The 20,496-nt window shown below is 34.1% G+C and carries 18 protein-coding genes and 2 tRNA genes; 7 read left to right on the forward strand and 13 right to left on the reverse strand.

The window, feature by feature from the left end:
- Positions 1–90: 90 nt before the first annotated feature.
- A complete protein-coding gene (ndk, locus tag PHV37_02695; protein MDD3236990.1) occupies positions 91–546 on the forward strand; it encodes a nucleoside-diphosphate kinase in 456 nt (151 codons plus the stop codon).
- Positions 536–1,651, forward strand: coding sequence for a tRNA guanosine(34) transglycosylase Tgt (gene tgt, locus PHV37_02700; GenBank protein MDD3236991.1), 1,116 nt, complete (start codon positions 536–538; stop codon positions 1,649–1,651). Before ndk ends, tgt begins: the two co-directional genes overlap by 11 nt.
- Before the next feature lie 28 nt (positions 1,652–1,679).
- Here the strand turns inward: tgt and PHV37_02705 are convergent, their stop codons facing one another.
- A complete protein-coding gene (locus PHV37_02705; GenBank protein MDD3236992.1) occupies positions 1,680–2,957 on the reverse strand; it encodes a nucleoside transporter C-terminal domain-containing protein in 1,278 nt (425 codons plus the stop codon).
- 127 nt (positions 2,958–3,084) lie between these two features.
- The gene (locus PHV37_02710) at positions 3,085–3,843 is read right to left on the reverse strand and encodes a hypothetical protein (protein ID MDD3236993.1); all 759 of its coding nucleotides are present in this window, start codon (positions 3,841–3,843) and stop codon (positions 3,085–3,087) included.
- 162 nt (positions 3,844–4,005) lie between these two features.
- On the opposite strand from PHV37_02710, the gene PHV37_02715 reads away from it, so the two are divergent.
- Positions 4,006–5,136 (forward strand): hypothetical protein, encoded by a 1,131-nt coding sequence (locus PHV37_02715; protein MDD3236994.1) that lies wholly within the window; start codon positions 4,006–4,008, stop codon positions 5,134–5,136.
- Between the two features lie 57 nt (positions 5,137–5,193).
- On the opposite strand, the gene PHV37_02720 is transcribed toward PHV37_02715, so the two are convergent.
- The 4 genes from PHV37_02720 to PHV37_02735 all read right to left on the reverse strand — a co-directional run bounded on the left by PHV37_02720 (position 5,194) and on the right by PHV37_02735 (position 9,622).
- The gene (locus tag PHV37_02720) at positions 5,194–5,613 is read right to left on the reverse strand and encodes a hypothetical protein (GenBank protein MDD3236995.1); all 420 of its coding nucleotides are present in this window, start codon (positions 5,611–5,613) and stop codon (positions 5,194–5,196) included.
- Between the two features lie 15 nt (positions 5,614–5,628).
- Complete coding sequence (locus PHV37_02725; protein ID MDD3236996.1) at positions 5,629–9,342, reverse strand: AsmA-like C-terminal region-containing protein; 3,714 nt, start codon at positions 9,340–9,342, stop codon at positions 5,629–5,631.
- A 107-nt stretch (positions 9,343–9,449) separates the two neighbouring features.
- Positions 9,450–9,523, reverse strand: a tRNA-Pro gene (locus PHV37_02730).
- A gap of 22 nt (positions 9,524–9,545) precedes the next feature.
- Positions 9,546–9,622 (reverse strand) — tRNA-Pro (locus PHV37_02735).
- A gap of 103 nt (positions 9,623–9,725) precedes the next feature.
- On the opposite strand from PHV37_02735, the gene PHV37_02740 reads away from it, so the two are divergent.
- Entirely contained in the window at positions 9,726–10,331 is a 606-nt protein-coding gene (locus PHV37_02740) for a hypothetical protein (GenBank protein ID MDD3236997.1), read from the forward strand.
- Here the strand turns inward: PHV37_02740 and nifS are convergent.
- The 5 genes from nifS to PHV37_02765 all read right to left on the reverse strand — a co-directional run bounded on the left by nifS (position 10,328) and on the right by PHV37_02765 (position 15,494).
- Positions 10,328–11,542 carry a cysteine desulfurase NifS gene (gene nifS / locus PHV37_02745; GenBank protein MDD3236998.1) on the reverse strand — a complete coding sequence of 405 codons (1,215 nt, stop codon included), beginning with the start codon at positions 11,540–11,542 and terminating at the stop codon, positions 10,328–10,330. The genes PHV37_02740 and nifS overlap by 4 nt on opposite strands.
- Before the next feature lie 21 nt (positions 11,543–11,563).
- Positions 11,564–12,370: a Fe-S cluster assembly protein NifU gene (gene nifU / locus PHV37_02750; GenBank protein ID MDD3236999.1), complete on the reverse strand. Its 807-nt coding sequence runs from the start codon at positions 12,368–12,370 to the stop codon at positions 11,564–11,566.
- A 152-nt stretch (positions 12,371–12,522) separates the two neighbouring features.
- On the reverse strand, positions 12,523–13,002 hold the full coding sequence (locus PHV37_02755; GenBank protein MDD3237000.1) for a hypothetical protein: 480 nt from the start codon (positions 13,000–13,002) through the stop codon (positions 12,523–12,525).
- Positions 13,003–13,174: 172 nt separating this feature from the next.
- Positions 13,175–14,296 carry an LptF/LptG family permease gene (locus PHV37_02760; GenBank protein MDD3237001.1) on the reverse strand — a complete coding sequence of 374 codons (1,122 nt, stop codon included), beginning with the start codon at positions 14,294–14,296 and terminating at the stop codon, positions 13,175–13,177.
- 37 nt (positions 14,297–14,333) lie between these two features.
- Complete coding sequence (locus PHV37_02765; protein ID MDD3237002.1) at positions 14,334–15,494, reverse strand: extracellular solute-binding protein; 1,161 nt, start codon at positions 15,492–15,494, stop codon at positions 14,334–14,336.
- 148 nt (positions 15,495–15,642) lie between these two features.
- Here PHV37_02765 and PHV37_02770 point away from each other — a divergent pair, with 148 nt between their 5' ends.
- The 3 genes from PHV37_02770 (at position 15,643) to PHV37_02780 (ending at position 17,648) form a co-directional block, all read left to right on the forward strand.
- Positions 15,643–16,872, forward strand: a complete 1,230-nt coding sequence (locus PHV37_02770; GenBank protein ID MDD3237003.1) for a replication-associated recombination protein A — start codon at positions 15,643–15,645, stop codon at positions 16,870–16,872.
- Between the two features lie 135 nt (positions 16,873–17,007).
- A complete protein-coding gene (locus PHV37_02775) occupies positions 17,008–17,409 on the forward strand; it encodes a hypothetical protein (protein MDD3237004.1) in 402 nt (133 codons plus the stop codon).
- Positions 17,410–17,462: 53 nt separating this feature from the next.
- Entirely contained in the window at positions 17,463–17,648 is a 186-nt protein-coding gene (locus PHV37_02780) for a hypothetical protein (GenBank protein MDD3237005.1), read from the forward strand.
- Between the two features lie 85 nt (positions 17,649–17,733).
- Here PHV37_02780 and serA read toward each other — a convergent pair whose 3' ends face one another.
- Both serA and PHV37_02790 read right to left on the reverse strand, forming a co-directional pair.
- Entirely contained in the window at positions 17,734–19,326 is a 1,593-nt protein-coding gene (serA, locus tag PHV37_02785; GenBank protein MDD3237006.1) for a phosphoglycerate dehydrogenase, read from the reverse strand.
- A gap of 8 nt (positions 19,327–19,334) precedes the next feature.
- Positions 19,335–20,486: an alanine--glyoxylate aminotransferase family protein gene (locus tag PHV37_02790; protein MDD3237007.1), complete on the reverse strand. Its 1,152-nt coding sequence runs from the start codon at positions 20,484–20,486 to the stop codon at positions 19,335–19,337.
- Positions 20,487–20,496 lie beyond the last annotated feature (10 nt).

Below are 20,496 nucleotides of genomic sequence, written 5' to 3' on the forward strand. Positions count from 1 at the left end.
ACGCTAAATATTTGAAAAAAATATATTTATGTGCTCTAATAAGGTTTGGTGCTTCCTGCTCTGAAGCGTAGGTTATATTGGAGATTTACCATGGAAAGAACATTTATTGCAATTAAGCCTGACGGTGTAAAAAGAGGTTTGATTGGTGAGATAGTTTCTAGGTTTGAAAAAAAAGGGTTTAAGATTGTTGGTATGAAATTGTTGACCCCTACTCAAGAAATGGCTGCGAAACATTATGCTGAACATGTTGAGAAACCATTCTATTCAAGGCTTGTTAAATATATAACTTCCGGTCCTATTCTCGCAATGGTGGTTGAAGGTATTGATGTTATTAAACAATCCAGAAAAATGATGGGAAAAACCAATCCTCAAGATGCGGAAGTGGGTACTATCAGATTTGATTATGCTCAAAACATGGAAGTAAATGTTATCCATGGTTCCGATTGTCCTGAAAGCGCAGAGCGTGAAATCGCTATATATTTCACTAAAGGTGAAATATTCGACAACTGGAAAACTCCATTACAGGAAATCATCGATGTCCAATAAATTTTTTAATTATGAACTACAAAAAGAATGTAAACATACAGGTGCAAGAGCCGGCATTTTGCACACTCCTCACGGTGATATAAAAACTCCGGTATTTATGCCTGTCGGTACTAATTCTGCCGTAAAAATGCTTACAAACTACCATTTAAAGGAAACAAAACCTCAAATTATTCTTTCTAACTCTTACCATCTCTTTTTGAGACCCGGTAATAAATTGATAAGAGAATTCGGTGGTCTTCACAAATGGATGAATTGGGATAAGCCTATTTTAACTGACTCTGGCGGGTTTCAAGTTTTCAGTCTTAGTCATTTGAGAAAAATATCTGAAGATGGTGTCAAGTTTACTGACCCGAAAACAGGTTCTAAATATTATATGAACCCGGAAGTCTCTATGGAAATTCAACAAGACTTGGGCTCCGATATAGCAATGGCGTTTGATGAATGTGCCCCATATCCTTGTACTTATGAGGAAGCTAAAAAAGCTATGGAACGTACGCACAGATGGCTTGAAAGATGTTGGAAAGCTCATACCCGAGAAGATCAAGCTTTGTTCCCAATTTGTCAAGGGGCTTTCTTTGATGATTTGAGAAAAGAATGTGCAAGTGTTGTTTCTCAATATGACGCCGTTGGTTATGCCATAGGTGGCGTTAGTGTCGGTGAGCCTACTGATATCAAAAATCACTTTGTAGAGTTGACAGCACCTTTGTTACCTCGTTTAAAACCTCGTTATTTGATGGGGGTTGGGACTCCTGAGGATTTATTAGAAGGTGTAAAACGTGGTGTCGACATGTTTGATTGCGTTTTGCCAACCAGAAATGCTCGTCATGGCTCTTTCTTTACTTCTAAAGGTAGAAAAATTATCAAAAATAAAGAATTTGAGCGTGACGCAGGACCTCTTGATGAAAAATGTGATTGTTATGCTTGTCAAAATCACTCACGAGCATATATAAGGCATCTTTACCGTGTGGGTGAAAGCAATGCAGCTATTCTTTTGTCTATTCATAATACAAGATTTTTAATAAGCTTGATGGAACGTATGCGTCAAAGTATTCTTGATGACAGATTTCCTGAATTTTATGAAGAAAATATTAACTGCTTTAAGTAAAGTTTTTTTATTGTTTTTTAATTATAAATTATAATAAAATTCCTGCCATACACGCTGATATGTAAGACGCAAGCGTGCCACCTATCAATGCTTTTATTCCGACTCTGGCTAAGTTCTTTCTTTGGTTTGGAGCAAGTTCTCCGATACCGGCAATTTGTATTGCGACAGAACTGATATTAGCAAAGCCGCAGAGTGCAAATGTTGCGATAACAAAACTTTTTTCTGAAATTAAATTCTTTATAGAAACCAAGTCAAAATAAGCTAAAGTTTCATTCAAGACGAATTTGGTACCTAACAAAGAGCCGACTTCGTTTGCCTGATTCATTGGTACGCCCATTACGTATGCAAATATTGAGAAAAATTTGCCCAAAATCATTTTTAAAGAAAGATGTTCAAGGTCAATTCCAACCATAGATAAATTCATGTGTAAATATGTATGCAAGCTCCAGCCGAATTTGCCCAAGAACCAATCAACCATTGCGATTAACGCAACAAGTGCTATAATCATTGCGATAACGTTTATGCCGACTTTCATACCTTCGCTAGCCCCTTTTGCAATTGCGTCTAGCACATTTACATCAGTTCGGCGTTTTCTTATTTTGAATTCGCTTTTTGTTTGAGGTTCTCCGGTTTCAGGATAAATAATCTTTGATATAACAAGTGCCCCCGGAGCCGCCATTATACAAGCTGCAAGAAGATATTGAGCAGGAATGCCTATTGCAACATAAATTGCCATAACTCCGCCTGAAATACATGCCATACTTCCTGTCATAGAAGCTAAAACTTCTGAACGAGTTAAATTCGGCAAATAAGGTTTAATCATTATTTGTGCGACAATTTGTCCTACAAAAGAACTCGCGACATTTGATAAAGCTTCAGCACCACTAACATCCATTAATTTGTTCATTGCTTTGCCTAGAACCGCTATAACTCTTTGCATTATGCCGTAATAATAAAGTATATTCACCAATATCATCATAAAAATCAATGCAGGGATTAACTGTAGTGCAAAAATGTTGGATTTTGCTCCGAATAATTCTGCCATCCTTGTAGGATTATTGGTTAATGGTCCAAACACGAAATTTGAGCCTTCTTGGGCAAATTCCAGTATCTTTTGGATAAAAAATCCTATGTTTGCAAAAATTGCTTTGCCGATTGGTACTTTTAAAACAAATACCGCAAGTCCGAATTGTAATAATAACCCGACTCCTACGGTTTTGTAGTTTATACGTTTCTTGTTATTAGACATTAAAAATGCTATGAGTAGCATTACTAAAATACCAATGATGCCAAAAAATCTTTCCATTTTTACCTCTCACACAAAGTCTTCAAAAATCGATACTCAACTATAGCATAAAATCCCATCATAAAAAAACATTTTGCCACTATCGTAACAAAATGTTTTTGAATATTAATAAAAGTATTTGCAAAAACTAAGGTGTACAACCTGTATTGCAGATTGTTAAATCTTGGACAAGCTGGATATATATAGGTTTACCCTCTTTAGCTGTATATTGTAGCCCAGGTGTTACAGAGCCGACTATAGCACCAACTCCTGCACCAATTGGCATACCGTATGTTAAACAACCGATACTTGCTTTTCCTGCAGTACCAATTGCAGCACCTAGACCAGCACCAACGCCAAAACCCGCAACTGTTATTCCTGCTGCTTTGCCGAAAGATTTCCATTTAGATGCTCTTAATGCTTGGTCTTTTGAGTAAACTTTTGCACACATTGGAATTCTTCCGCAATTAGGAAGGACGATTTCGTCGAAAAGTATATATACTTTTGCACTTCTGTTCCAGCATTTTGGTTTTTGAAGCTGCTGGATTGTTCCTATTATTTGGGTTCCGCAAGGTAACAAAGTTCTTCCTTCAACAGTTTTTAGTCCGTCATTTAAGACAAAAGATATTTTGTCGCAATCTTTTGCTGATTTAGAGCTGAAGTTACCGGTGAAAGTTACTTTTAAAACATTGTTTGCTATTACTGTTGCACTATTTGAGGATACTTTTACGATATTGACTGATGAGCCTTTATAAGTTGGTAAATGTTCAATAATTGAAGGTGTTTCACAAGTTTGTGCTACAGGTTCAATTTTTGTTTCATCAATTGTAGCCGCACTAACTATAGGTGCGTTCATTCCTACAAAAGCCAATACTAAAAGCGTGGATACTAACTTCTTTGTATTCATTTTTCCATTCCTTATTTATGTATATTTATAGTCTATGTTCGCTTAATGTTTTTAACATTTCAGATTATAACATATTTTAAAAACTATTTAAAGTGTGTTTTACTTGCCCGCCAATCTTGTGATTGTTATAATCTATATATTATATTTTGCTTAGGAGTTTTTATGAAAAAGATTATATTATCATTTGCCGTATTTTTGTTGGGTAATATTGTTTTTGCTCAGGATACAATTTCTTTTATTTATATTAATGGCTCAAACAACAATGATGTAAAAATGAAAAATTGGTTTTTTAATGGGGTTGATAAGCTACATCCTCAGTTGAAATACCGATTTGAAAATGATGCCTTGATAAAACAACAATTATTAAATAATGGCAAAATTTCAATTCAAAGTACTGCGGTTCCTTTCTTTTGGGGTGAAGCAAGTTCAAAAGAAATAAGTGCAGTTGATGCGGGCTTAGATTTTATAAAATTAGCCAGTCCAAAAATCGCTCAAGCCGTTCGTGCTTTTTTTGCCCATTGTATGCACGATGCAATTTGGGTTCAAAAACCTCATAATATGTCACCAATAGTTGACGAGTTAAATCAAACAGTTCAAGCAGAATATAAAGCTGGTAAAAACGTTGTTTTATTTGGATATAGTGCCGGTACTTTCATTAATTATGAGTATCTTTTTTCAAAATTAACGTACATTAACTTGTATGATTTTTTCTCTAAAACTCAAATTTCTCAAGGTGAAAAAATCTATGTTAAACAAAATCCAAAAAGAAATACTTGTATTTCTGCAATTGTTGATTCTAAACTTGCAGTGTTTAGTTCTACGGGACATTTGATACCTAATATTAACTCTGATTTATTCAAAAAAAATTATAACAATATAGATTATTATACAAATACATCTTGTGCTCCTGAGCATGCTGTAAAAGGGATTGTGAATTTTGCAAGTCCTTTGGTTTTATTCTATTCCGATTTGTCAGACCCTCATTATGAGCTAAGCTATTATAATAAATTGTTATATGAATACCTTATCGAAAATAATATGTTTTGGCTTACTGTAAATTATAGCGAAGACCCTCTCGGATTCCCTACCACAAAAAATCTTTCCCCTGCTCAAATCGCTCTTTATACAAATATGAACATAGACCCTGTTTCTGGTTTTATATACGATAAATCAGATGTAAAGAGCAGGCATACTTTTATGGGTGCCCATACTTCTTATTGGTCAACGGCTAAACATTTTTCTAAAATAGTTGTAGATGCATATAATGAAGGCTATCACTTGTATCACCAATAGTTTAAAACGTAAAAAGCCCCACTTAAGGGGCTTTTTTAATCGTTTATATGGCTTTTTTTATATCTTTAAAGCGTCGATTTGTTTATTGTAATTTGATTTAATTGTATTTCTTTTTTGCTCAAGATAGTTAAGTTCTCTTTGTAAAACATTGAGTTTTGCGGCTTCTTGAGCTTGGCTCAATTTTTGTTTTTTAACAGCTTTAATTGCTTGTTTTTTTGTTGCGATTTTAGAATCAATGGATTCAATAGCTGCCTCTCTTTGTGCTTGCAATGCTTTTACTCTGGCTTGTTTATTTGCTTTTGCTTGTTCTGAAGCATTTTTCTTATAATTTTCACCAATATTTTTATATTTGGTTTTTGTTTCTTGGTTTGCTTTCTTCAAGTCTTTTTTCATAACATTCCAAGGGTTAGTTGCTGCTGTTGCAATAGAAGCAGTTGTTGTTGCTAAAACAAGCAATGTAATAAGTGATTTTTTCATAATTGTCTCCTTTGCCTAATTGCCTACTGTAGTTTTCTTTTCTTCTGAATAATATTTTAATAAATTACCGAATTGTTGTATTTTTTGCACTTTGTCATTTTGTTGAATTTTTTGTAATTGTTCTTGAACTTTTTCGTTTTGTTTAATTTGTTGAATTGCTTCTTCTTTTGTTTTGGGAATAACAACTTCTGGTGGATTGGGGTTTATATTAGTTTGAATTTTCAATAAATCTTTTAAAGATGTTTGTGTGTTTTGTATTTCAGCAGGAGTAGTAAGCCATTGGAATGATTTTACGAAAGTTGGTTTTTGTATATCTCCGTTGATTAATACTTTAAATTCTTGTGAATGGGCATCGGTTGTCAATGGCGGAATTTGTGATAATTGAGCTTGCGTCGTAGGTGTATTAAAGATTTGCAGAATGCTTACCGCCGCAGGTCCGAATTTTGGAATATTGCTTAATAGTTTTTCTGGTGAAAATGTTGCAATTGGTCCTAATGCTGCAACCACCTTGTCTGATAGTCTTCCTTTTATAATCAAGTTGGCGTAATTGTTTAAAAGATTATAATTTCCGTCGATGTAAAGCGACATATTATCCCCTGACGACTTGATTTCATTTATTATGCAGTAACCGTTTTGCAAGTGCACGGTCCCTTTTAGGTAGTCAAAATTGCCTGTATTATATGGGGCAATTGTGTTTATTATGCCACCTAAAGATGTACTGATAAAGGTTTGAGAAACCAAATTGTTAGCTTTTAAGAAAGTTTCAAGTTGTCCCAAGCTCCCCATTTGACCGTTTTCAATATTGAAATCTACATTACCTTTTAACGATTTTATTTGTTCTTGATAAGTTAGTCCTTTTAAAACAACATCTGCTTTAAAATTCAATGTTCCGAAAAGTTGATTATTTAAAGCCAAGAAAGCACTTACTGCAGGATTTGCATCAATCCCTTGTGCTTTTATATTTGTTTTTGTTATAAAGTTTGAAAGATTGTATGTTGCTTTTCCTGATATGTTGCCGTTGTAAGCTTTCGCATTGAGATTATCAAGGTAGACCACATTCTTATTTAGACGAAAATCGCTGGAAATATCGTTTAGTATTGCGTTTCCTGATTTTAATCTTGTGATTGTCCCGTAACCGTTAAAAATTTTGACAGGAATATTCATTCCTACTTGTTGAGATGATTGTGTGCCAGTTATTTTTGCAAGTTTTTCTGAGGCTTTCATAACATTGTCCAAATCAAAATTTGAAGAAGAAATTGTCATTTTGCTGATTGTGAAAACATTTGTGAAATTAAGTTTTGCATTTGCGTCAATATTTAAGTTCGAGCCGTTAATGTCAATATTGTCAATTTTTGCATTTATATTAGAGTCATCAAGGTTTAAATCAATATTTTGAATTTTTGTCAAAATATCAGGCAACGTAACAGATGAAATATTTATATTTCCTTTTGCTTTAGGGTTATTAATCGGTCCATCAATCGCTAAAGTTCCCTTCAAATTTAATTTTGAATTTTGTATAGCAGGAGTTGAAACAGATAAAGCTGCTGGCAAATGAAGTTTTATATTCTGTATTCTAGGCATTTTTTTGTCAAGATGCGTGATTTTCCCTGTTAATTGTGCGATTTTATAACTGTCGGACAAGTCGTTTTTATTTGATTTTTTTACATTTTTAGCGGTTTGTAATTCATAAAGACCAATGTCTTTTATGTTTAATTCGTTTCCGTTAAGTTGAATAAAGGCATTGATTATGCTTGGTTTGCCTACCAATTTGTTGACTGTAATAGGTGAAAAATTATTATTAGAGTCAGCGATTAATTGAGCTTTAAAATCAATTTTGTCAGGAGTTCCGTTTACGTTTATTAATAAAGGAATAGCACCTTTTTGTAAAACAAATCCTTTTGCTTCTTTTGGTAGCAATTTCCCTAAATCTGTAGCTTTTAGCTTGCCTTTTGCTTCAATCTGAATGTCAGGAGTTTTTACATAGTTTTTAATTTTTCCTGAGAGTGAAATCGGTGAAGAATTAAACAAAATTTCTGATGGTGAAATTGTAATGTCTTTAGTGTCAAAATCAGCTTTTATTTGTGGGTTTTTAATGGTTATGTCGAAATTAGGAATACCAATATAAGTTTTTTGAGAGATTATGTTGCCTTTATAAGCCTCTTTATCGGTTCTTATATTCGTTTTTAAAAGTTGATTTGTTAATACAATATTGTTAATTTTGTCTTTTGCACTAAGTCCTGTCAATTCAAGTTGCAATTCGGGTTTTAAATCATCTAATGCCCCTTTTATGTTGGCTAAAAGTGTTAATGAGCCCTTGTTTATTGCGTAAGCCTTTTTTATATCAAGTGGCGAAAATGCGTTGAATAAGCCTGCTATTCCCAACTGATTAGTCGATATTTTGATGTCTGTTGTAGCGTCTGAAAGGATTGTCCCCTCAGCTTTTAGCATTGTACCGTTTATGAGGGCTTTTGTATCTTTTATTTGAATTTTATTATCTGTAAAATCAATGTTTGACGTTGCATTTGTTATTTTTGCAGAATAATTTTTATGGGAAATTCCACCGTTTGCTAAAATTAAATTTCCGTTTGATTTTAACTTTTTAAGGTTTGTTTCAAGGTTAAAGTTTGCGATTATATAACCTTGCATATTGATTTCGTTAAGCTGATTTGGAATAGAAAAGGTGTCCAAAGCCGCTTCAATCAAATCTTTTATGCTATTTAGTTCAATTTTGTCTGTATTAATTATAGCTTCGATTTTTGGGTGACTACTTGTGTTTAAGTAAGCATTAAATTTAATTTGTTCTTTTTCATTCGGGTGAAGTAAAGAGTCAATATCTGTTTTGTGCCCTTTGAATTTCATCACGATATAGCTTGTTGGAAGCTTTTTGCCCTTAATAGTCAAGGTCATGTTATCTGCTTTGAAAAGACCTTTGAGATGAATTCCATCTTTGTGCTCTCTTACTTTTAGGTTGCACAAAATATCAGCAGTAGGTGCAAATTTAATGAAAGAATTTATAGGGTTGATAAATTGAGTGGTTATCTCATTATTAGCTTCTTCTTGTGTTATCGGTGGTAAAAAAGTATCAAGATTAATATTGTAAGAAATATTTTTGTCTTTGTTTGCGTAAATATTCCCGATTGTTTTAATCCTTACTTTTTTGTTTAATTCACCTTTATCAATTTGAAGTTTTTTGCATACAATCTTAATAGTGTTTTTGGTATTTGTATCAGAGATGTAAATTTCTGATTGGTCAATTTTTATAACCGGAAGTTTGTTTGATATTCTAAAGGGGAGTTCTTGAGGCGGAGTGTTTTCATCTTCTGTTGAAGCAAAAAGCTCTTCAATTTTTAGTTTGTTGTTGTCAACAACCTCTAATCTCAATTTGGGCGATTGAATATCAATGTTAGAAATCCTTATAGTTTTTGTTATCAAAGGAAGTAAAGAAATTTTAACACTTGCTTTTTTACCTGTGAATAATTCAGAATTATCCATATAATTTACTTTTAAATTGTCAGCTTTAACTCCAACTTTCAATGTCGGGGTTGTGATTATTTTTGCGTTAGAAAAATCTATTTTGATATTAGCTGTTTTTTGCACGTTTTGTTGAATGTCACTTTTATATTTATTTATATTTATTACATTCGGTAAAATAAGCAAAAACGCTATATAAAATGCCGCAAATATAGTAAATGCGACGATGCCCAACTTCTTTAGAATACTAATCTTCATAATTTCCCCAGTCTATATATTAATAGAGATTTTATGTGTTTATTTTATAACAAATAGTGATTTATAACAAGGAAATAAGGTTAAAAATAGTTTATAACACTTAAAAATCGGAATGACAGGATTTGAACCTGCGACCCCCGCGTCCCGAACACGGTGCGCTACCAAGCTGCGCTACATTCCGACTTCTATTCTTATTAATAAATTGGTCGGAACGACAGGATTTGAACCTGCGACCCCTACCACCCCAAGGTAGTACGCTACCAAGCTGCGCTACGTCCCGAGCCGACTTTTATATTTTAATTAAACCACAAAATTTTTTCAATACAAATTTTATACATTTTTTATAGGTTTACTTTTCGAGTTTTAACATTAATAATTGTATTATGAAAAAATTATTAATTGTTATATTTATGCTTGCTTTTGCACTTCCGGCATTTTCTGAAGAAGCTTTGGATAAATCTTTTGATGCTTGGGATGCGACAAATACATTTTCAGATCCTTTTAAAGGTCAAAAACAAGTTTCTGATGAGCAGTTTGACAAAACACTCGAAGCAATTAAAGAAAAAGCTAAAAATAAGAAAAAATGGTTTTGGGAACGAAAAAAGCCCGAAGTAAAGCCTTTATGTCCTGTTCCTCAAGCTTCACAAGACTCAATTAAAGAATTTTCTGAACTTCAAGCGGTTTTTGATAAAGTTCAACAAACTCCAACTGTTATGATTTCTGCCCCTGTTTATGATGACAATGGTGCGATAATTGAACCGGGGTATTATAAACTTTCGAATATAAAAGGTGCTGATGGGAACTATTATTTTGAGCTCTCTCAAGGTAGCACAAAATTTGCATCAATTTTGGCTCATCATACTGAAGAAGATTTTCATCAAAGAGAAATTAATTTTTCAAGACTTGATGTTATAGAAGACCGCTATATTCGTATTATATACGGCAATCTTGACCTTAATCTTGAAGCTTATTTGAAAATTAAATATTAGTCATTTCCTGATTTTACATCTTTAAGTTCTTTTAATTCTCTTTGGAACGGTGAAATTTTGGTTAGTTTTTCGATAATTTCAGGTAGAACCTTGATAGTGTAGTCGATTTCTGCTTCTGTTGTAAATCTGCTTAGGCTAAATCTAATGCTTCCATGTAAGGCTGTAAAAGGTACGCCCATTGCCTTTAGGACATGACTGGGGTCTAGACTGCCACTGGTGCAGGCACTTCCGGAGCTTGCACAAATACCTTTGTCGCCCAGATGTAATAGGATAAGCTCGCCTTCTACGTATTCAAAGCCAATATTTGTTGTGTTTGGCACTCTGTTTACTAGTGAAGAATTTAATCTGGCGTTAAACACTGTTTTTAATATACTTGTTTCAAGTTTGTTCCTCAAGTCTTTTACTCTGGTAGATTCGTCAGCTAAACCAGCTAAAGCATATTCAGCTGCTTGTCCAATGCCAACGATACTTGGGACGTTTTCTGTTCCTGCACGTTTCCCGCGTTCTTGGTGACCACCTTCAATTAGTGGTACAAAAAGTGTCCCGGTTTTGACATAAAGAGCCCCGATTCCTTTTGGGGCATGGAATTTGTGACCGGATACACCAATCATATCGACATTCCATTTTTGAGCGTCTATTGATATCTTTCCTGCGGCTTGAACTGCGTCAACGTATATTTTTGTTTTTGGGTTCTTACTTTTTACGATTTGAGAAATTTTCTCAATAGGAAATATTATGCCGGTTTCATTGTTTGCAGCCATTACAGCGACTAATGCGGTATCTTCGTTTACAGCTTCTTCTAGCTCGTTTAAGTCAAGAGCACCTTCAGAGTTAACGTTTAAATATGTGACATTATAGCCTTGTTTTTCAAGCTTTTTATATAGGTTTAAAACGCAAGGATGTTCTACTTTTGTTGTTATGATGTGCTTTTTTGTTGTATCCGCTGCTAAAATGCCTCGAATACCCATATTGGCACTTTCAGAACCTGATGCGGTGAAAAATACTTCCTTGGGGTCGTTTGCATTAAATAGCCCCATCATTTGTTCTCTTGCTGCTTTAATTGCTTGAGCAGATTTTGCACCCAAATCGTACATACTGGACGCATTTCCATATAATTTACTGAAATATGGAATCATTTTTTCTAAAACTATTTCATCAACTTTTGTTGTTGCGTTGTTGTCTAGGTATATTAATTTTTTTTCGTCACTCATTTTTGTTTCCTATCGATGAATTTATACTTGGATTATCTCAATGTTTGGGCTGATATGTTCTCTCAATGTAGCTTCTACAAAATGTGTCAAAGTTAATTGAGAACGGTTGCAAGATTGGCATTTTCCGCTTAATTTTACGAAAACTTTATTTTCTTCAACGTCAATCAATTCAATATCTCCGCCGTCTTTTCTTAATTCTGATGATATATATTTATCAATAACATTGTTTATTTTTAAAATCATTTGCGTTTTTGTAAGTGGTTTTTCAGATTGAATTGTTTCATCAAGAATTCTTTTTATTTCGTTTTGGCACTTACCGCAAGCACCTCCTGCTTTTGTGTAATTCATGATATCTTCAAGGGTTTTCAAATTGTTTGCTTTTATTTCTGACTCAATCGTTTCTTGTGTTACATTAAAGCATTTACATATAACTTTTCCTTTTTCAGGGCATTTTACATCTTCGTGATAAAAATTTGCGATTGCAGCTTCAAGTGCCTCATGCCCCATTACAGAGCAGTGCATTTTTTCTGGTGGCAATCCGCCTAAAGCTTCAGCTATTTCTTGGTTTGTTATTTTTCTAGCATCATCAATGTGTTTGCCTATTACCATTTCTGTCAAAATGCTTGAACTGGCAACTGCAGAGCCGCAGCCGAAAGTTTGGAATTTTGCATCTGTAATAATTCCCTTTTCATCAAGTTTTAAATATATTTTCAGCATGTCTCCGCAAGAAAGAGAGCCGGCTTCTCCGATTGCATCTGCATCTTCAATAGAGCCGACATTCTTCGGATTTCTGTATAATTCCATAACTTTATCTGTATAATCCCACATAGCCGTTTCCTATTTATTCTTTTACACATTTATTTTACTCCAAATATGTAGATTCTTACTTAATGTTAATTATTTATTAATTTTATTTTTACGCAAAAGAGAAGGACCCTTTCGGATCCTTCTTGATAAATTTGTTGCTATCGAGTTGTTTATTAACCCCCACCGTATTTTGGTGCTGATTTTTCGATTGCTTTTTCTTCTGCTTGTTCGACTTTTTCCATTTCTGCTGTGGTTGCTTGAATTTGTGTTGTCAATTTCTTTTGTTGTAAGTCTAATTGGTTTTCAACCATTTGAATAGCTTTTAATTGTGAAGCGTCGGCTGATGATTGAAGTTGGCTTTGTGCTTGCATTTTATTGATGTAATTTTCTAGTTTTTGTTGAGCTTGATCAACTGCACCTGAATCCAATTCACCGCTTTGTGATTTTGTTAAAATGTCATTGTACATTTTTTCTTGTTGATCCGCTAAAAAGATGCTGTTTGTTGATGAATTGAAACTACTCTTCATTTGAAGATTTGTTTCTTGTTCTACCATCTGGTTTCTTTGTTCTGAAACGCTCATCAAACGATAGTTGTAATTATTCAACCTTGTTTGGAGCATCAGCTTTCTTGCTGTAAATAATGCGTAACCCATTTCTCTAATCCTTGTGTTGTACCTCTCGTACTTTAATAAACACATTTGGGTTTTGAATATTGCCTTTTTATATCATATTTGCGTTACAAAACTTAATGCAAATCGTTTTAGAAGCAGTAATAGTAAGGAAAATTAATTTGTATAGATAAGGTATATCATTTGGTATGTCTTATTAGAATATTGTATATACCTTTTTGTGATATAAAATATATCCCACGGTGCCGAGGATTATATTAGGTGCCCACGTCGCCAAGAATGGAGTAATCATGCCTGCTTCCCCGAATGAAATTGATAACGCACGTATCAAATAATAAAAGAATATAATTAAAATACTGAATAAAAATCCACGGTTATAACGTACTCTGGGCGGTGTTACAGCCAATGGAACTCCAAGTAATACAAGCACTATTGTTGTAACAGGGAGTGCAGTTTTGTCCCAAAACAGTAACATATATTTTTGTTTATCTTTTTGATTTGTTGTTTTTAAAGCTGATTTTTGTGCTAATTGCAAAAGATTCAAATCTTTTGCATCATTTGAACGGATTAATTCTTCTTTCATATCTATCCCAAAATCGACAACTGTTTCACCCATCCAAGATGTGTTTAGTGTTTTACCTGCTTTTGAAATGGTATAAGCAGAGGCATTTTGAAAAACTAAACCATCATCAGAGGTGTTGCCTGTTTTTGCTTGAAGTATTTGAATTGTTTTTGGGTCTGATAAATCCAATATCGAAACATTAAAAAATTCGTCTTTCCCGCAATTTTCAACGTAGAAAAGCCTTTTTATTTGGTTTCCGTTGTTTAATTCCTTCAGAGTAAAATTCTTTTTCCCGTGAGGAATATTTCGTTGTCCAAAAGCCCAAAGTGCAAGCGTTTTTGATTGTGCTGTTGTGACCGGGACTATTGTTTCGTTGATAAAAAATGTTAACAATGCCATCAATGCCGCAAATATAAATATAGGTCTTGTTATCCGCCCGATGCTGATTCCGCAAGCTCTCATTATTGTGATTTCTGATGCAAGGCACAACCTATTTATAGTCATAACGGTTGCAAACAGTACACTCATCGGGATTGTCATTACAATTACCGCCGGAAGGTTTAATAAAATTATCATTAAAGCAACATTAAACGGCATTCCATATAAAGAAATTTGTTTGATTAGCGTGATAAATGTGTCTGAGGCAAATATAATAGAAGTGAAGATTACGACTCCAAATATAAATACTTCAAGAACCTGTTTAATTATATATTTATCTAAAATAGATATTTTTGTTACTTTATCTTTTAAATCCATGTTTCTTATTTTAAATCAAATATTCGGTATTTCAAAATTATAATTTTTGCCATTTTGCTGAAAGTTCATCTAACAAATCTTGAGTGGGGCGTTTTGCCAGCAAAATTTGTTGAATATAATTGTTAATTAAAGTTAAAAGTTCTTTCTGGTTTTTTGTATGTGGCACGGGTGGCTGTATGTTGTTTAGTTGATTAGAACTTATGAAACGTGCTTTTGCGAAGATGTCAGACTCGCTGTCTGTTGTAAAGTATTTGTTTTGCAATGTTTTTTTGTTTACAGGCAAAATAGTTGTCAATTTTGCAAGTTCAAGTTGGTTTTGTTCGTTTGTTAAATATTTTGCAAAATCTATAGCTTCATTCGGATATTTAGCTTTTTGGGGCACAATGAAATTCATCAAAGAAAAATCATATTGTCTGCTGTCACCCACTAATTGAGGAGCAACCCTCGTGTTTTCAAATATTTTTGGAGCATTTTCTTTAACTATATTTAAAAAATTAGCCCCAGCAGGGAGTATAACAATTTGACCTGCCATATATTTTTCAAGAGCTTCCCTGTGGCTTTGTGTGATTGATTCTTTTGGGATTAAATTATTTTGATATAAGTTTTTGTAGTCGTTAAATATCATCAAACTTTTTGCTGAATTAACAGAACCGGGTGAGTTTATATTATATTTATTCAATATTTTTAAAAAGGTGTCGTTTTCAGTCAATGCAGGCATTGTTACAAATGCTCCTGTGTTATCTTTAATGATTTGAGCATCTTTATTCATTTCGTCGTAAGTTGCAGGAACTCTTGTAATTCCTGCTTTATCCAGTAGTTCTTTGTTATAAAAAGTCAATGCTGATGTTGCGTAAAATGGAATGCCGAAATATTCCCCCTCATAATTTAATTGTTTTGATATTGTAGGGACATATTCTGACATTACATCTTTAGGAATTTTATATAGTGCATTTTTTTGAGCTAAAAGTATTGAAAATTCAGGTGTTAAATTTACCAAATCAGGTGGCGTGTTGCTTAACATAGAGGCTAACGTTCTTTTTTCCCCTTCAGAGTATGGAACATCTACCCACGTAATGTGTATATCAGGATTTTTTGCTTCATAGTCGGAAATTATTTTATTGATATATTTGTCAAATGTTCCCATTTGTAACGTCCAAAACGTAATGTTTTTCTTAGTTTCAGCGTGTTGCTTCTTCACAAATATAAAAGAACAAAGTAGTACGATTAAGAATATTATTAATATATATACGAAAAATTTGCGATTCATGTTTATTCCCCAAGATTAATGCTAAAATATATTATATATAATTTTTTGAAAAAAAGGTAAAACTTAAAAAACGATTACAATGGACTTATTTGATACATTAAAAGAAAATAATAAACAAATTCCTATAGCAGAAATTCTTAGGCCCCAAACATTAGAAGAATATTTGGGACAAAAAAATGTTATCTCAAAAAATTCAGCTTTAATTAATTTGTTGAAATCAAAACGTTTATTTTCGCTTATCCTTTGGGGACCTCCAGGGTGTGGAAAAACGACGTTTGCAAGGCTTATCGCTAAACACACCGATAGCAATTTTATAGAGCTTAGTGCCGTTTCCTCTGGAATTAAAGATATTAAAGAAGCCGTTCAAATCGCTAAAGATAAGCTTGTCTACGGGCAAAAAACCATTTTATTTATTGATGAAATCCACCGCTATAGCAAGACTCAACAAGATGCCTTATTGCCATATTTAGAAAATGGTACGCTGTTTTTAATCGGTTCAACGACTGAAAATCCATCTTTTCAAGTTGTTCCCGCCTTGATTTCAAGAGTCCAAGTCATTCGATTAAATCCTTTAGACGATGATAGTTTGATTACGATTATAAAAAAAGGCTTTTCGTATTTAGAAGACAAATATACTCCGATAGAAATTGAAGCTAATGTCTATGAGTATATTGTGAATTATGCAAGAGGCGATGCTCGCTCTGCTCTTAATTTACTGGAAAATGCCTATTTTGCCTCTGATGTAAAGTCAGGTACAAGATTTTTGCGTTTGAAAATATTGGAAGAGTTAGCCCAAACCTCATCAATCCGCTATTCTCGTCAAGAGCATTATGATATGGCGTCAGCGTTTCAAAAAAGTTTGCGAGGCTCTGACCCTGATGCCGCTATATATTGGTTAGCTAAAATGATTGTTTCGGGAGAAGATCCCAGATTTATAGCCAGACGTTTAATCGTTTGTGCGGCAGAAGATATAGGTAATGCCGATTCCAATGCCTTGACTGTTGCCATGAATGCTCATAAGGCTGCTGAACTTTTAGGCTTGCCTGAAGCTAGAATACCTCTTGCTCAAGCTGTTGAGTACGTGGCAAGAGCTCCAAAATCTAACAAAGCAATAGTTGCTATTGATTCAGCTATTTCTGATATAAATTCTGGAAAAAATTTTCCTCCTCCTATGCATTTACGCGATGCACATTACAAAGATGCCTCAAAATACGGTTTCGGCAAAGGGTATGTCTATTCCCATGCTAATCCATCATATAAACAACAATTTATGCCCGATGAACTAAAAGACAAAAAGTATTTTATATAAATCAAGCTAATACGCTATTTAAACCTATATGTTAAGAAATGTAACCTAAAGTATATACAAAAAAGGCAATTTGTATATACTTTTTGTTTTTATATAAGAGTAAGCACTAAGTAAAGTAAAAGTAAGAGGTTCAAAATGGCAGTAGCATCAAATCAAGTTAGATTGTTAACATTAACAGCTAGAAAATCTGATTTAGAATATAGCTTAACTTCTTTAATGGGCAAACAACAATTACTAGCTACTCAAAACGCAGATGTTTTAGCTCAAAGAACCCAAGTCGTTGAAAGCTTCGTCGCAGCTCAATTAAATTCTTCAGACGCTGACCAAGATACAGCTCCGACAATCGCTACTTTCGACTCTACTGTTTTAGCTCAATTCGATTCACAACTTGCTCAATTAGAAGCAGCTCAAAATAAATTAGACCTTCAACAAAAGAAAATTGAAACTCAACACCAAGCAGTTACCGCAGAAGAAGAAAGCGTACAAAAAGCTGTAGACAATTCAATCAAAAACGAATTCAATTATATGGCTGACTAATAAAACTAAACCACACGAGAGATTAAAAATTTTAACGAAAGAGAGAAATAAAAATGACAACTGAACAATCAATATTTAATAATTCATTATCTGCAATTGATGTATATTCTGAAACAGCAAGAGCTTTAGAAGGTTCTCAAAAAAGACCTTTCCAAAAAGTTTATAACAGCTTGAATACTATGCTTGAAGAATGCTATTTCGTAGGAGCAAGCAAATTCGGTCACAACTTCATTGCTTAATTAGATTTTAATTTAAAAATTGTTGTTTATAAAAAGGACGAGCTCCAAAAGGAGTCGTCCATTTTTTTATTTGTTTAAGATTTTATTAGTCGCAAAGTTTGATGTATTTTGCATCTTTAATACCATCGATTTCTTCAATTTTGTTAAGAGTTGAATCTTCAACAGCACTTTCAGTGTTAATAATCATAATTGAAACATTATCTTCTTTATTTGATTTTTGTGCAACTTGCATGCGACTGATATTGATGCTTGATTCCCCAATTACAGCGGCTACTTTTGCAATCATAGATGGCTTGTTTTCGTGAGGAATAAACAACATGTGTTCTTCAACTTCAATACTCATATTGTATTGATTGATTTGAACTATTCTTGGCATGTGTTCTGCTATCATTGCTCCCGTAACGACATTTTCGCCTTTATCAGTTGTGAGTTTTATTGAAATTGAGCCGATAAAAGTACAATCCTTAGGTGATTTTGTTGTTAAAACATTAATACCACGTTCTTTTGCGATTATTGGTGCATTTACGTAGTTTACGTTTTCAAGCATTGTTGAGAAAATACCTTTTATAACAGCGATTTCTAAAGGTGAAACATTTAACTCTGCAAGATTTCCTGAAACTGTCATTTGTATTGATTTTATATTTCCGTTAGCAAGTTGTGCGACAAGTGCACCCAAGTCGCCTGCTATTTTCATGTAATCTTTGACAGGTTCCACAACTGCCGGTTTTAACGCCGGTATATTTACTGCCGCACGAGCTGAACCGCCTGATAAAACATCTTTGATTTGTTCTGCAACATCAATTGCTACGTTAAATTGAGCCTCTTTTGTGCTTGCTCCTAAGTGAGGAGTCATCAAAACATTTCCTTCACATTTCAACAGCGGACTTTCTTCAATGTGTGGTTCGTTTTCATATACATCAATAGCAGCAGCTGCAACTTGACCTGCTTCAATAGCTTCTTTCAATGCATTTTCATCGATAATCCCGCCTCTTGCACAGTTGATTATTCTTACGCCTTTTTTCATTCGGTTTAGAGTGTTTTTGTTAATTAAATACGCAGTTTCTTTAGTTTTTGGGGTGTGAACTGTGATGTAGTCGCACATTCCCCAGAATTCATCAAGGTTGGAAACGTATTGAGCACCTATTTTTTCTACAATTTCTTTTGTAGTATAAGGGTCGCAAACGACGACTTTCATTCCCAATGCAAGCGCTACTTTTGCAACGTGCGAACCGATTTTTCCGAGTCCAATAACGCCGAGTGTTTTGCCGAATACTTCGTTACCGGTAAATTTAGAGCGTTCCCACGCACCTTTTTTAGTTGAGGCTGCAGCGGCCGCAATGTTTCTCGACATTGCAAGCATTAAGGCAACTGTGTGTTCAGCTGCTGCATTTGTATTTCCATCAGGTGAATTTACAACAATGATACCTTTTTGAGTTGCTGATTCAATATCAATATTGTCTACACCGACACCTGCTCTGCCTATAATTTTTAAATTTTTAGCAGCGTCAATGATTTTTTTTGTAACCTTAGTTTGGCTTCTAATCATCATTGCGTCGTAATCTTTTATTTTTTCAACGAGTTCATCCTCGCTCATTGTTGGTAGAAAATCTACATCAGCAACGCCGTCAAGGATTTTTCCTGCAGCTTCATTTATTTTATCTGTAATTAAAACTTTCATTATTTCTCCTATGAATTCAGTGCTTTAATAAGTGCGGCAACGCCTGTACCTAATTCGAATTTGTATCCGAGTTTATATAAAGTTGCTTCAAGTGAACCGATTGCAGTTATTGCATCTCTTTCAGAAACAAAACCAAGTGTACCCATTCTGAATATTTTGTCTTTTAGTTCTTTTTGACCGTTGGCAACAACTATATCGTAATCGTTCTTTAAAATTTTTCTTATATCAGGCACGCTTACACCTTCAGGTGGAAGAACTGCTGTAATTGAATTGCTGGCGATTTTGTCGTCTTCAACGAACAATTTTAGACCAATTGCTCTAACTGCAGCTCTTAAACCTTTTGCAATTTTAGCGTGTCGAGCCCAAATATTGTCAATGCCTTCTTCTTTCATCATTGCAATAGCGGATTCTAGAGCTACAAACAAATTGACAGCAGGTGTGAACGCTGTTGAATTATCAAGCACGGATTTTCTGTTGGTAGTCCAGTTAAAATAGAAGCTGGGGTGTTTGCATTTTTCATGAAGAGCCCAAGCTTTTGGACTTGCAGCCAAGAAAGATAATCCCGGTGGTATCATAAATCCTTTTTGAGAGCCAGAAACAAGAACGTCAATGCCCCATTCATCCATCTTGCATTCAAGTGCACCAAGGCTTGTAACACCATCAACAACTGAGACGGCACCGTGTTTGTTGATTAAATCAACCAAGGTTTTTACATCGTTTGTAACGCCTGTTGCTGTTTCATTATGGGTTAATGTAACAATTTTTATTTCTTTGTTAACGTCAGCGTCTAATTTAGCCTTTAAGTCTTCAGGGTTGATTGCGTTACCTGGTGCAACTTCGATTTTTTCGACGACAGCACCCAATGATTTAGCAATGTTAGCCCATCTTGCACCAAAGTTACCGATTACAAGTGAAAGGACCTTATCTCCTTCATTTACCAAATTTGATAAAGCAGCTTCCATAGCACCTGTTCCGCTTGCTGTGTAAACTAAAACTTCATTTTTCGTATGGAAAATGTCTTTTAAATCAGCATAAACCGACGAAAGAATTGCCGAAAACTCGCTGCTTCTGTGTCCAATAGGGTGTTTTGCCATGTTGAGCAAGACTCTTTCCGGTACCGGTGTAGGACCGGGGATCATTAAAAATGTTTTGTCTTTCATAATTCCTTCT

This window comes from Candidatus Gastranaerophilales bacterium, assembly GCA_028693235.1.
GTDB lineage: Bacteria > Cyanobacteriota > Vampirovibrionia > Gastranaerophilales > Gastranaerophilaceae > JAQUVW01.